The 12,568-nt window shown below is 29.5% G+C and carries 15 protein-coding genes; all 15 read left to right on the top strand.

Annotated elements, in window-relative coordinates; genetic code table 11:
* The first annotated feature begins 1 nt into the window (after position 1).
* The 15 genes from C7U54_RS08290 to C7U54_RS08220 all read left to right on the top strand — a co-directional run bounded on the left by C7U54_RS08290 (position 2) and on the right by C7U54_RS08220 (position 12,566).
* A complete protein-coding gene (locus C7U54_RS08290) occupies positions 2–409 on the top strand; it encodes a hypothetical protein (RefSeq protein WP_107029971.1) in 408 nt (135 codons plus the stop codon).
* Between the two features lie 13 nt (positions 410–422).
* Positions 423–1,031, top strand: coding sequence for a DUF3846 domain-containing protein (locus tag C7U54_RS08285; RefSeq protein ID WP_107029970.1), 609 nt, complete (start codon positions 423–425; stop codon positions 1,029–1,031).
* A gap of 2 nt (positions 1,032–1,033) precedes the next feature.
* Positions 1,034–1,264, top strand: coding sequence for a hypothetical protein (locus tag C7U54_RS08280; protein WP_107029969.1), 231 nt, complete (start codon positions 1,034–1,036; stop codon positions 1,262–1,264).
* A 990-nt stretch (positions 1,265–2,254) separates the two neighbouring features.
* Positions 2,255–2,653 carry a ribbon-helix-helix domain-containing protein gene (locus tag C7U54_RS08275; protein WP_032089689.1) on the top strand — a complete coding sequence of 133 codons (399 nt, stop codon included), beginning with the start codon at positions 2,255–2,257 and terminating at the stop codon, positions 2,651–2,653.
* A gap of 60 nt (positions 2,654–2,713) precedes the next feature.
* Positions 2,714–3,007 carry a hypothetical protein gene (locus tag C7U54_RS08270; RefSeq protein ID WP_107029968.1) on the top strand — a complete coding sequence of 98 codons (294 nt, stop codon included), beginning with the start codon at positions 2,714–2,716 and terminating at the stop codon, positions 3,005–3,007.
* A 54-nt stretch (positions 3,008–3,061) separates the two neighbouring features.
* On the top strand, positions 3,062–5,005 hold the full coding sequence (gene mobP3, locus C7U54_RS08265; protein ID WP_107029967.1) for a MobP3 family relaxase: 1,944 nt from the start codon (positions 3,062–3,064) through the stop codon (positions 5,003–5,005).
* Between the two features lie 135 nt (positions 5,006–5,140).
* Positions 5,141–6,766, top strand: a complete 1,626-nt coding sequence (locus C7U54_RS08260; protein ID WP_107029966.1) for a DUF3991 domain-containing protein — start codon at positions 5,141–5,143, stop codon at positions 6,764–6,766.
* A gap of 26 nt (positions 6,767–6,792) precedes the next feature.
* Positions 6,793–8,532, top strand: coding sequence for a VirD4-like conjugal transfer protein, CD1115 family (locus tag C7U54_RS08255; protein WP_107029965.1), 1,740 nt, complete (start codon positions 6,793–6,795; stop codon positions 8,530–8,532).
* Positions 8,525–8,797: a helix-turn-helix domain-containing protein gene (locus C7U54_RS08250; RefSeq protein ID WP_107029964.1), complete on the top strand. Its 273-nt coding sequence runs from the start codon at positions 8,525–8,527 to the stop codon at positions 8,795–8,797. The genes C7U54_RS08255 and C7U54_RS08250 overlap by 8 nt, the downstream gene beginning before the upstream one ends.
* Positions 8,798–9,352: 555 nt before the next feature.
* Positions 9,353–9,682: a helix-turn-helix domain-containing protein gene (locus C7U54_RS08245; RefSeq protein ID WP_107029963.1), complete on the top strand. Its 330-nt coding sequence runs from the start codon at positions 9,353–9,355 to the stop codon at positions 9,680–9,682.
* 5 nt (positions 9,683–9,687) lie between these two features.
* On the top strand, positions 9,688–10,404 hold the full coding sequence (locus C7U54_RS08240; RefSeq protein ID WP_107029962.1) for a LytR/AlgR family response regulator transcription factor: 717 nt from the start codon (positions 9,688–9,690) through the stop codon (positions 10,402–10,404).
* A complete protein-coding gene (locus C7U54_RS08235) occupies positions 10,401–11,195 on the top strand; it encodes a hypothetical protein (protein ID WP_107029961.1) in 795 nt (264 codons plus the stop codon). Before C7U54_RS08240 ends, C7U54_RS08235 begins: the two co-directional genes overlap by 4 nt.
* 22 nt (positions 11,196–11,217) lie before the next feature.
* Entirely contained in the window at positions 11,218–11,691 is a 474-nt protein-coding gene (locus tag C7U54_RS08230) for an ATP-binding protein (protein WP_162297503.1), read from the top strand.
* Between the two features lie 145 nt (positions 11,692–11,836).
* Positions 11,837–11,971, top strand: a complete 135-nt coding sequence (locus C7U54_RS08225) for an AgrD family cyclic lactone autoinducer peptide (RefSeq protein WP_158548324.1) — start codon at positions 11,837–11,839, stop codon at positions 11,969–11,971.
* A 1-nt stretch (position 11,972) separates the two neighbouring features.
* The gene (locus tag C7U54_RS08220; RefSeq protein ID WP_107029958.1) at positions 11,973–12,566 is read left to right on the top strand and encodes an accessory gene regulator ArgB-like protein; all 594 of its coding nucleotides are present in this window, start codon (positions 11,973–11,975) and stop codon (positions 12,564–12,566) included.
* The last annotated feature ends 2 nt before the right edge of the window (positions 12,567–12,568 follow it).

Here is a 12,568-nt window from a genome sequence, read left to right as displayed (position 1 = left end):
AATGAATGAACAAAATGAATTTATAAAGAACTACTTGCATACAGAATATGTTGGCTGTTTAAAAACGGATCATGAAAAATGTATAGATCTTCAGTATGAAGAAATTGGAAACTTTGTACAGAATGCAGGGATGTTTGGTGATCTTGAAATCTCTATAAAGCACAATGGCTTGGTACTGTTTGATACAAATGGTATTTATATCAATAAGGTGTTTCCTAATACAGAATATTCTAGAGATTATCTTATGGAACTTATCAATTCTGTTGCGATGCAACTTCAAAGTGATTTTGATGATGGAGATATAGGACATCCAACAGGCAAAGTCAATGAGTTTATTAAAGAAAATTTTCAAGTTGATCTGTTGAATATCGAACAGGAAAATAAAATAAATTTTAGTTTGCAAATGTAAGGAGGTGAGGAAAATGAATCAAGATAAAATTAAGGAAATCAAACAGAAATATCCAAAGGGAACAAGGATCATGCTCAATTCTATGGACGATCCTCATCATCCTGTTCCCACTGGAACATTAGGAACTGTAGAAACAGTTGATGATATTGGAACAATCCATATGAAGTGGGATAATGGACAAAGTTTAGGTCTTATCGTAGGTGAAGACAGCTTCTATGTTATTGAAAGTGTTCAAAATCAGGAGAAAATACGAGAAGCCGATGAAAAAATACGTGTACTCGTTGTTGAGCCAATGAAAGAACCAAAGGTTGAATATATAGAAAATACATTGGATGATATGCAAAGAGTTGTTGGTGGTCTGATTGAAGAAATTGACTTGAATGATAATACTGTTCTTGTCTGTAACGAGGAAGGAAAACTCATGAATTTACAGGCAAACAGACGTGTTGGCAGAGATGTTATTGCTGGCACTTTTTTTATTGCAGGAGATGATGGATCAGAAGATCTAGTTTCTTTAACCGATGAACAGGTCAATGAATATAAAGAAAGATTTCATGAATTAGAGGAAATCGAGCAGCAAGAAGTGTTTGAAAAAATTGAAATAACGATAAGGGGGTTTTAAAAATGGTTAAACAAAAAGAGATAAAAATAAAATATCCTGAAGCAAGAGTTCGAGCAATCAACTCAAATCTTGCAAAGAAAAATACAACAATTGAAGTAGAAATTATGGAAAGCTTGAATCAAATCTATAAAAAGCACGTCAAACCAGAAGTCAGAGAATTCATTGAAGAATTAGAAGGAGATGAACCTGTCGTTAGTAAAAAGCCTAGAACAATCATTGAGGAACATCCGTAAATCAATGTATCAAGGAGTGTTTGGCGGTAAATTTTGATCGTGTGCGCTTTTTATAGAAATATGGAATAAGTATGCCAATTTTATTTGTTTAAAAACGTGTGCCCTTATTTTAAAGATTTTTCAAAACAGATGGATAGAATGTCCAATTTGGATTGAAAAATAAGGGTAACTTTTAAAAGATGTGGCGTGTGCAGGTTAAAGAAGCGACGTCGCTTCACCTTACAACAACGGGCAATGCCCGTTGTTTCAAAGATGTTCACAAAAGAAAAACAACGTCATTATTGAAGACAGTGCGTCAATAGTGGCGTTGTATATTAAATGTTCTCCTAGAAACAGCAGGAGATAACAGGTCGTCAAAAACAGCGTAAGCAGAATTTTGACGGAAAATGTAGTTTGAAAATATGTGATATGTTATAATCATAAATGGAACAGCCGTATACGGTAGGTGGTTATCCTTGGTCGTCATGACGAAGGTACGCAATCCTTCGAAATTCACATTCCTAGAAGTTTTGGGAAAATCTGAAAAACGGAGGTGATGCGCAATGACAACATATGAAACAGTCATGGTGGTGCTAACAGCGTTAGCATTTATTGTGTCTATTATAGGAATCATTGTAAAGTTACTTCTTATCATCATAGATAAAAGTGCAAAAAAATAACTACCTCACCCTCTGGAAAAGTATGAGTTAGTTATTTTAACAAAAATACAAAATCCAAGGACAACCGCTTACTGGCAGTTCCTTTTTTCAACTACATTATAGTTTATACAAAACTGAAAGTCAATATACTAGTTCGTCAGTAAATGCATACCTACAGTATATCTACTGTATAGCTACGGGCATTTATGATTGCTTGTAAATTCAAGAATATTTGATGAAAAAATGAATGTAAAATTGTAATTAGAATGATGAAATTTATAAATTTAAAATTATATATAATAGAGAAAAACGGATGCAGATGTATCCTTTTTTTGTTGGAGGAAAATAAAATGTGAATAAGAAAAGAACAACGATCTGGCTAAGTCAAGATGTGATGGACAGACTGGATGAAATGACAAAAACGGATGACAGTAAAAGTCGAAGTGAGTTTATTGAAAGAGCAATTAAGTTTTATGATGGGTACAATCGTTCAACGTTGGAAAATCAGTATTTGCCTGTTGCTATTTCAAGTGCTGTTCAAGGAACTGTTAAGTCAAGTGAAGATCGTATTTCAAAATTGCTTTATAAAAATACAGTGGAGCTTTCAATGGTCATGAATGTTCTTTCAGCAATAGCTGATGTTGATAATGACACTCTTAAAAAATTAAGAGTGAAATGTATGAACGAAGTTAAAGCAACCAATGGCAAGATAAGTTTTGAAGAAATAAATAAATATCAAAAAGGTTCCTGATTCATAATAGCTATATAAAAACTGTTGTGATAGTATGTCGTCTAGAAAGGAATGATCTACATGTCAAAACAGGATGAATTTATAAAACAACTTTATTATGGAGATGACTTATTCTATGAAAATACTAGAAAGGATTCTTCAAAAAAATGTGAGTTAAATAAAATCAGAGATGAAATTCATAAAAAAATTATGAAGGCATTGATACAAGTATATGGTGAGGAAGAAGCAAGCAAAATAAATGAAGAATGGATAGGATGTTCATCAGAAATAGAACTTGAAAATGAAATAGTTATTTTTAAAGAGGCATTGTATTTGGGATATGATCTTGCAGATGTATTTTTTAATAGAAGATAGGAAGTATATGTTAGGAAACTTTAAAAAGGTTTCCTTTTTTATTTGGTAAAGATTATGGTAAGGATTATTGTTAAGTCAGGATATATGAAAGGTAAAAGTCATAAAGAATATTATGTGAATTATATTGCTACCAGAGAAGGCGTAGAAAAGTTCAAAAGTGATTATGGAAATATGAAGGCAACAAAGAAACAGCATAAACTTATTCAGCAGCTTATAAATGATTATCCAACTGCAACAGGGATGTTTGAATATAATGATTTCAAAGAAAATCCAACAAGAGAAAATGCCAGTGAATTTATATCGAGTGTGATAGATACTAATCTTGATGATATTGCAACAAAGGAAAATTATATAGATTATATTTCACATCGTCCTAGAGTAGAAAAACTTGGTGAGCATGGTTTGTTTTCAGATGCAGGTCTTCAATTTGAACTGAATGATGTTGTCAAAGAAATAGGAGAACATGAAGGCAACGTCTGGACACATATCATTTCTATAAAAAGAGAGGATGCTACCCGTTTAGGCTTTGATTCAGTTCAAAGCTGGATGTCACTTTGTCAGGAAAAAAGAAATGATCTGGCAAAGGCAATGAAGATAGATCCGAACAATCTCAAATGGTTTGCTGCTTTTCATAATGAAGGGTATCATCCTCATATTCATATGGTTGCCTATTCAAAGAATCCTAAAGAGGGTTATTTAACTAAAAAAGGAATAGAGTCAATCAGAAAACAGTATGCTGGAAGTATTTTTAAAAATGATCTTTTACATATTTATGAAAATCAAACTGCCAATCGAGATGAAATAAAAAAATACAGTAAAGAAAAAGTCGTTGAAATTTTAAATGGAATGGATCATGAACATTTTGACAGTTCACAGATTTTTAATGACCTTTTAAAACTCAAAATGAGCTTGAAAGATTATCATGGAAGAATGATGTATGCCTATATTCCAAAGGAATCAAAGCAGATCATCAGTGATATTTTAAGAGAACTTGAAAAGGATGAAAATATTGCACAGCTATATGAACAATGGTATCTATATAAACAACAAGTCAATGAGACATATAATGACACTGTCCTTGAACGTTTACCACTTCTTGAACAAAAAGAATTTAAAAGCATCAAGAATATGATTTTAAATATGGTCATGCAGGATTTTGAAGATATTCATAATTTCGGCAATAGTGAATTGGATGATGTGACTAATGAATTAGGTGTGGAATTTAATGAAGAAAATAGTTTGTTGAAAGAATATAAAATAAGGCGGGACTATAGAAAAATAGGTGATATCAATTTAGCAATTAAAAACAATGAATTTGAAATGATTCCAGAAAGTATAGAATGGCTTGAAAAATGTGAACTTCCATTATCTAAATATATACTTGGTAAAATCTATCATGATGGATTCTATATAGATCGTGATTTGGATAAGGCAATAGAATGTTATAAACAAAGTGGTGATAACAAATTTGCTTATAACCGACTAGCAAATATCTATAGGGAATTAGGGGATGATGATTTGTATGTTCATTATCTTTATCAGTCGGCAGATGAAAATTTTTCAGTAGCACAATTTAAAATTGGTAAAATTCTTGTTGAAGGTGAAGTTACTGAAAAGAATGTAGAGCAGGGAATTTATTATTTGAATAAAGCCTGTGAATATAGAAATGAATATGCACAGTATTATTTAGGCAAAATGTACCTTTTAGGAAAAGATGTTGAAAAGGATAAAGAAAGAGCTATAAAGCTATTAACATTGGCCGCTGAAAATGGAAATGAATACGCTCAATATTTTTTAGATCATATAGATGATATAAAAGAAGTTCCATTAAGTATGATGACAACAAGAATGTTTCGTCATATTGGAAGAATCATTGAAAATGAGTTGCCAATAAGAAATACCATTCTTACAGGAGTCGAACATAAACTCAAACAGAAATTAATAAGAAAACGAAGTGCAACGGGTCATAGAGAAGATGATCATTCATTTCGTTTTTAATTTGAAGAAAAAGGTGAAAGATATGAAGGATAAAATTAAAAGCATTACGCATATACAAAAAGATGAATCTATGAAAGTAAAGTCAATCAAAGGTAAAAAGCAAAACAAAAAGAAAAAAGCAGGGAGGCATCAGTAATGGCAAGAATGTTCAGTGAAGAACAGATTGCAATGGCTAATTCAGTTGATATTGCATCTTTTCTTCAAATGCAAGGTGAAGCACTCATAAAATCAGGAAAGGATATGAGATGGGCAAGGCATACAAGTATTACTGTAAGAGGTAATCGCTTTTATGATTGGAAGGCAGAAGCAGGTGGTTATCCAATAGCGTTTGTTCAAAGATATTTTAACTATAATTTTAAGCAGGCTGTGGAATTTCTTCTATCCAATGTGGGTGATCTTCAAATGTCAGTTCCTTATGAAAAAACAGAGAAGGCAGAGTTTAAACTTCCTGAAAAAAATGAAACTTTAAACAGGGTCTATGGATATCTTTTAAAAACAAGATTTCTTGATAAGGAAGTCATTGATGAATTTGTAAGAAAAGGTTTGATCTACGAAGATAAGGAATATCACAATGCTGTATTTGTTGGTTTGGATGAAAATGGTGTGGCTCGTCATGGGCATAAAAGAGGTACTGCAACTTATGGTAAAAATCAGTCATTTAGAGGAAATATAGAAGGCTCTGATCCATTATATCCGTTTCATTATAAAGGATCATCCAACAAGGTCTATGTTTTTGAAGCACCGATTGATATGCTTTCCTATATTTCTTTAAACAAAGAGAATTGGATGGAAAACAGTTATATTGCTTTGAATGGACTTTCTAAAATAGGACTGGATCATTTTTTAGATGTTTATCCAAATATTAATGAAATTTATTTGTGTCTGGATCATGATATTGCAGGTATCGAAGGAGCAGAGAGAATAAGTGATTTTCTAAATGAAAAAGGCAGTTACACTATTTCATGTATTCGTGCAAGAAATAAAGATTTTAATGAAGATCTGAAAGAACAAAACAATGTTGAATTTATTAAATCAACGGACAGTCCCAAATATCAGGAAGCAATGAAATATGTTTCAAATATTAAAAGTGATTTTAAAACAATTGTAAAAGACAGATTTCAAGAAGATGAATTTGATTCGCTTTTTGCCAAGTTCTATTATTCTTTTAATGGAAAAGAACCACGAGATGATTTTAAGTTTCAGACGCAGTTGGATAGACTTTTAAAAATGACAATGATTCATGAGCATTCTCTTTTAGGATTCTCTCACCCATTATCAGATGATTCACCAGTCTGGTCATATTTGAAACAGGATTATAGAAGTTATAGGGACAATGGCAATACAAAAAAGATGTTTGAAAATGTTTGTCAGTCAGTAGCTGACTATAAAAACTGTGTTAAAGAAAATAACAGAAATAATCTAGTAAAGGCGTGTAGAAATTTATCTACAGGTCTTTTTTATATGGATGTTCATTATAGAAGGGAGATTTATAAAGCTATGGAAAATAAACAGGCATATGGTCTTCTTGAAGAAGAACGACCAAAGGCAAAGATGATAGGTGAAGATGGAAATATTTTTAATCTTATGGGTATTGCCTCAAGAACATTGAAAAGTGCAGGGTATGAAGAAAAAGCCAACGAGATGTTTGAAAGAATAACTTTCAATGCGAAAAGCTATGATGAGGCTTTGAATATTATCAGTGAATATGTTGAACCAGTTGAAAATTATGAGGAGTCTTTTCAAATGAAAGGATTTGAATGAATAGGTGAAGAAGGTGAGAAAAAAAGATGACAAAATCACAAGGAATATTTATAGCGTTTGGTATTTTATTTTTTCTTTTTATAGGATGTGCTGTGTATTTTAATGGAAACTATAATCTGAATAAGATCAAATCGAAAACAGTTGGTGATGGACAATACGGAACAGCTCGATTTGCGACAGATAAAGAGGTTCATCAAAGCTTGAAATATATTGAATTTGACAGTGTGAAGTGGAGAAAAGGTATTGATCTTCCGAAATCACAGGGATTGGTTGTAGGAAGTAAAATAAACTTTGGAAAAACATTTGGATATGTTGATTGTGATGATATTCATTTGTTGATGATTGGTGCAGCTGGTGTTGGAAAAACAGCCCATTTTTTATACCCAAATTTAGAATATGCCTGTGCCAGTGGAGTCTCTTTTATAACAACAGATACAAAAGGTGATCTGTATCGTAATTATGGTGGAATTGCTCATGACTATTATGGGTACAATATTTCAGTTATTGACTTAAGAAATCCTCTTTTTTCAGATGGAAACAATATGCTTCATATGGTCAATAAATATATGGATCAGTACAAACAAAACAGAAATGATTTGTCTTTAAAAGCCAAGACAGAAAAGTACGCCAAAATAATTGCTAAAACAATTATCTTTTCTGATGGAGAAAGCGCATCAAGCTATGGTCAAAACTCATTCTTTTATGATTCAGCAGAGGGACTTCTTACAAGTATCATTTTAATTATTTCTGAATTTTGTGATGACGGAGAAAGGCATATTGTCAGTGTATTTAAACTTGTTCAGGATCTGTTGAAACCTTCTGGAATAAAAGGGAAAACACAGTTTCAGATCCTGCTTGATTATTTGCCTGACAATCATAAAGCAAAGTGGTTTGCTGGAGCTGCTTTGAATACAGGAGAACAGGCAATGATGTCTGTTCTTTCTACTGTTTTATCTCGTTTAAATGCATTTATTGATTCTGAGATTGAACAGATATTGTGTTTCGAAACCACAGTTGATATAGAGAAATTTTGCAGTGAAAAATCTGCAATCTTTCTGGTAATGCCTGAAGAAGATAATACAAAACACTTTTTGATTTCTCTTTTTATTCAACAGTATTATCGAGAAATGTTGGTTTGTGCTGATAGTCAGGGTGGAAGATTAAAAAGAAAGGTTATTATGTATCTAGATGAAATTGGAACTATCCCTAAAATTGAATCAGCAGAAATGATGTTTTCGGCATCCAGATCAAGAAATATTTCCATAGTGGCAATTATTCAATCATTGGCACAGTTAGAAAAGAATTATGGAAAAGAAGGAGCGAGTATTATTGTGGATAACTGTCAGGATACACTATTTGGCGGTTTTGCACCTAATTCAGAAACAGCGAAAGTAATGAGTGAAAATCTTGGATCAAAGACTGTCATGAGTGGATCAGTTAGTAAAGGGAAAAATGATCCATCACAGTCTTTACAAATGATAGAAAGACCTCTTATGACAACAGATGAATTAAAGAGTATGCCAAAGGGTCATTTTATTTTGATGAAGACTGGAATGCATCCAATGAAAACAGTATTAAGATTATTCATTAAGTGGAAGATAAAGTTGGACAAGGAATATCAAGTCAACCAAAGAGTACAGAGAGAAGTTAAATATGCAGATATAAATAAGATCACATCAATTTTAAAATATAAATTTGAAAAAGATGACAATATAAAATTCGATCTTAAAAAAATAATAAATGAGGCGGGTGTCAAAGTTGAATAAGGATTATATGTATTTTTATACAAAAGTATCAAGTGCAAATGTAACTCCAGCAGGAAGAATGGTATATAGAGCATTACTACGATACGCAAACAGGAAAACATGGTCTTGTTTTCCATCAGTTAAAACAATTGTCAATGATACAGGACTGTCAGAAAGAACAGTAAGAAAGCAAATAAAGATACTTGTAGAAGAAGAACTCATAATAAAAATCCCAAGAAAAAGAGAAAACAATGGAAATACATCTAACATGTATTTTTTTAATTAATCTTTATCTTGGGATATTTGTAATTATATAAGTACATAGGGATGGTGCAGTTATGTCATCCCTGTAACTAGTTGCCTAAAAATTATTACAGGAAGTAAAATGCTTTATATATTAGAAATAGAATAAGTAAACTTATATTATTTTTCTTAATTGACCATCTGAAACAGGTAATTGTTGTCTGTAGGATTTTGTAAATATAAAATCTTATTCAAAAAGATATGTCATATGGTTCATTAAGTTATTTTTCAAAAGCTACGTAACTTGAATTGTTTAATTTCGTTGATTTATTTATGAATAATATACCATCAAATTACACAATATGTTAATAAAATTGAGAATATGAAAATTATAAATTATATTTTAAAAACTAGATGTTGATATTATATGGTGTTTACATGATCATTAAATTCTCATTATAAAGCTTTAAGGTGGAAAAAATGAAACATAAATATGTATTATTTAAAATATATGTTACAATTGTTCGTGATAAAAGAACTGACGTATCGTGTTAGGCATTTATAATAATGGATAAACTCTTATTTGAGGTGAACTATTATGTCTAAAAATACGAACTCAGCAGGAAATATAATTAAAGAGGCGAGAGAAAGTTATAATTATACAACGGAAGAATGTGCAGAAAAATTAGGAATTTCTACTAGATATTTACAAAAAATAGAAAATGAGGGTAATTTGCCTAGTTATGGAACATTACGAAATATAATACAATTGTTTTCAATTGATGCAAATTATTTATTTTATGATAACTATGATAAAGAAGATTTTTTAAGGAGCAATGTTATACAAAAAATTAGATTATGTAATGATTATGAATTAAATGTAATTTCTGCAACCCTTAATGCATTACTTGATAAAAATAGAAGGTGAACATAATGTTAAAAATGATAATTTGTGATGATGATAAGATATTTTGTTCTAGTTTTGAAGATTTAGTCATAGAAATATGTAGAGAACGGAATTTAAAATATGAGATTTTCATGTTTTATGAAACAACAAAATTAAAGAAGTTCTTAGAAGATAATAATGACATAGATCTAATTTTTTTAGATATTGAATTAAAAAAAACATTGGGATATGAATTAGGAAGTTACATAAGGAATGTGCTTAATCTACAAAAAATAGATATAGTATATATATCAAATAATTCGTCTTATGCAATGGCATTATTTAAAACGCGTCCTATTGATTTTCTTATTAAACCTATTAAAAAAGAGGATTTAAGAAATGTTTTAGATCAGTATCTTAAATTGAATAAAGAAAAGAAAGAATTTTTTAAATTTAAAAATAAAATAGGTTATCAAAGGATAGATGTACAAGATATTTATTACTTTGAAAGTGAAAATAAGATAGTTAAAATTCATTGCATAAATAACATTATAAAGTTTTATGGCAAGTTGAATGATGTTGAACAAAAGTTAAATGATTCATTTATAAGAATTCATAGTTCTATTTTAGTGAATACTGTTTATATTGCACAATTTAAATATAATGAAGTAAAGATGATAAATGGAGAGTTGCTACCTATAAGTCAAAGTAGAAGACAAGATATAAGAAAAAAACAAATGGATAGATGGGAGAATAATTCATGAAAGATATTTTACATCTAAATATGTATCTTATAACGAATTTATTGACTGTATATACTGTTTTTAAATTTTTTAAAATATTTTTTGATGAAGAAAGATATCAAAAATACAAAATTGCAGTTTATTTTTTATATTATATAACCACAACGAGCGTATATTTGTTTTGCCATAATTCACTTTTGACATTAGTAACTAATATTATTTGTATGTTTGTGATTACTAATTTGTATAAATCAAGTTTATCAAAAAAGTGCATTGCGGTTGCTTTAGTATATGGTGTTTCAATGTTAGTAGAATGCATTGTTGTTTTGATTGGTATTTTTTTAAAATGGGGTAATGTGGAAATAACAGGACTTATTGTAAGCAGAATTATTTTGTTGATAATAGTTCAAATACTACATACAAATACATTCATACAAAAAGAGATTCTAATTCCAAAGATACAATGGATTTCAATAATAGTATTTCCATGTGGAACCGTACTACTTTTTTTACTCTTAGATAAGGGTGATTTTTCTAATAATTTGCTTTTACCAAGTGTAATGATTTTATTATTTTTTAATATTCTAATTTTTTATATATTTGATAAGCTTAATAGCGAATATATAAAATCCATTGATGAAAAAATAAAAGCAAATAAAAAAGAATTAGAGGCAAGATATTATTTACAAGAAAGAAATGTTTTTTATAATCAACTTTTAATTGCACAAGATACAGGGGAAAAAGTAAAAATGATACAACATGATATTAAAGGACATGTATTTGCTTTAAGAAAAATATTAGAGAATAATTGATATACAAGAAGCGCTAATTTATTTGAAAAGAATTGATGATTCTTCGAAAAATAAAGATGATTTTGTAAATACAGGAAATACTGTTATATCAAGCATTTTAAATTATTTTATAAAAAATGCATTATCAAAGGGAGTTTCTGTTGATTATAGCATTAAAATTCCAGAAGAAATTAGTATTGAGCCGTTTGATATAAGTAGAATTCTAATAAATGTTTTACAGAATTCAATAGAGGCAATAGAAAAATGCTCTAATGATAAGTATTTAGATATAAAAATGAAATATGATAAAAATATCTTATATATCATGGTAAAAAATACATATAATAGCACAATAACGAAGATTGATGGGAATTTACTAACAACAAAAAAAGATAAAAGAAACCACGGAATTGGAATTCAAAGTATAAAAAATAGTGTTGATAAATATGATGGTACGATGGAATATATATACGATGATAGGTATTTTAAAACATATATAATGCTTTACTTAAAATAGGTAAGGTTGGTGTTGGTTCAGGCAAGATTCAAAGAATCTTGTCTTTTTTTGTAGATTTCACCAAAAAAAGTTTAAATTTCGGCAATATTACTTTGCAAATCATAATATGGGATATTATGTGATAAAGAATGGAGGGAGAATATATATGAAAAAAAAACTATTAAAATTATTAGCAGGGTCAGCATTTTTGATGACATTATGCAATGTAAACATGACATGCTTTTATTGGATCAATCAACCAACTGTACCTGAAAAAGCAAAAAAATTGAGAAGATTCTAAAATGCTTTCAAAAGTATGTAATAAAATAGTAAATCTGCTAATTGAAAATCATATTATTCAAAAGGATGATCGAGAAATTTATTATTTTGGTTTGTACCAGATGATATCTTTTATTTTTAATACAATTACTACTTTAGTAATTGTTTCATTTTTTAATATGTATATAGAAGGTTTACTATTTTGTGTATTTTATTACTTATTACGTTGTTACGGTGGAGGATACCATAGTAAATCAGTTATAGTGTGCTATATTTTATCAATTTTATTAATAATAGCAGTTTTATGTATAACTATTAAAATAAAGCTAAGTATGTTGTTTTTATCTATTTTTGTAGCAAGCTTTATTTTTGTATTCCTCGTATCGCCAGTCGAAACAAGTACAAAAAAATTAGATGAAAAAGAAAAAAAAGTTTATCAGGGAAAAACAAAAGTTATTCTTATTGTTGGAATAATAGTAATTGTGTTGATGCTAATAAAGGACTTCTATCAAGGAGTTATCAGTATGTCACTATCAATTATTATCGAAGCATTTATGCAAGTAATTGGATTAATAGATAATAAATGTGGAAAACAACAATTTAAATTGGGAGGATAAAT

Origin of the sequence: Faecalibacillus intestinalis (genome assembly GCF_003024685.1) — a bacterium.
In the GTDB taxonomy this organism is placed as follows: domain Bacteria; phylum Bacillota_I; class Bacilli_A; order Erysipelotrichales; family Coprobacillaceae; genus Faecalibacillus; species Faecalibacillus intestinalis.
The sequence above is the reverse complement of the archived record's forward strand: the minus strand, read 5'-3'. Positions and strand labels throughout refer to the sequence as shown.

What these genes read in the sequence shown, in the direction of transcription:
- C7U54_RS08255 (WP_107029965.1), top strand. Translation starts at nt 6,793, where the DNA reads ATGACAAAATCACAAGGAATATTTATAGCGTTTGGTATTTTATTTTTT.
- C7U54_RS08235 (WP_107029961.1), top strand. Translation starts at nt 10,401, where the DNA reads ATGAAAGATATTTTACATCTAAATATGTATCTTATAACGAATTTATTG.
- C7U54_RS08225 (WP_158548324.1), top strand. Translation starts at nt 11,837, where the DNA reads ATGAAAAAAAAACTATTAAAATTATTAGCAGGGTCAGCATTTTTGATG.
- C7U54_RS08260 (WP_107029966.1), top strand. Translation starts at nt 5,141, where the DNA reads ATGGCAAGAATGTTCAGTGAAGAACAGATTGCAATGGCTAATTCAGTT.
- C7U54_RS08270 (WP_107029968.1), top strand. Translation starts at nt 2,714, where the DNA reads ATGTCAAAACAGGATGAATTTATAAAACAACTTTATTATGGAGATGAC.
- C7U54_RS08285 (WP_107029970.1), top strand. Translation starts at nt 423, where the DNA reads ATGAATCAAGATAAAATTAAGGAAATCAAACAGAAATATCCAAAGGGA.
- C7U54_RS08245 (WP_107029963.1), top strand. Translation starts at nt 9,353, where the DNA reads ATGTCTAAAAATACGAACTCAGCAGGAAATATAATTAAAGAGGCGAGA.
- C7U54_RS08290 (WP_107029971.1), top strand. Translation starts at nt 2, where the DNA reads ATGAATGAACAAAATGAATTTATAAAGAACTACTTGCATACAGAATAT.
- C7U54_RS08240 (WP_107029962.1), top strand. Translation starts at nt 9,688, where the DNA reads ATGTTAAAAATGATAATTTGTGATGATGATAAGATATTTTGTTCTAGT.
- C7U54_RS08220 (WP_107029958.1), top strand. Translation starts at nt 11,973, where the DNA reads ATGCTTTCAAAAGTATGTAATAAAATAGTAAATCTGCTAATTGAAAAT.
- mobP3 (WP_107029967.1), top strand. Translation starts at nt 3,062, where the DNA reads ATGGTAAGGATTATTGTTAAGTCAGGATATATGAAAGGTAAAAGTCAT.
- C7U54_RS08280 (WP_107029969.1), top strand. Translation starts at nt 1,034, where the DNA reads ATGGTTAAACAAAAAGAGATAAAAATAAAATATCCTGAAGCAAGAGTT.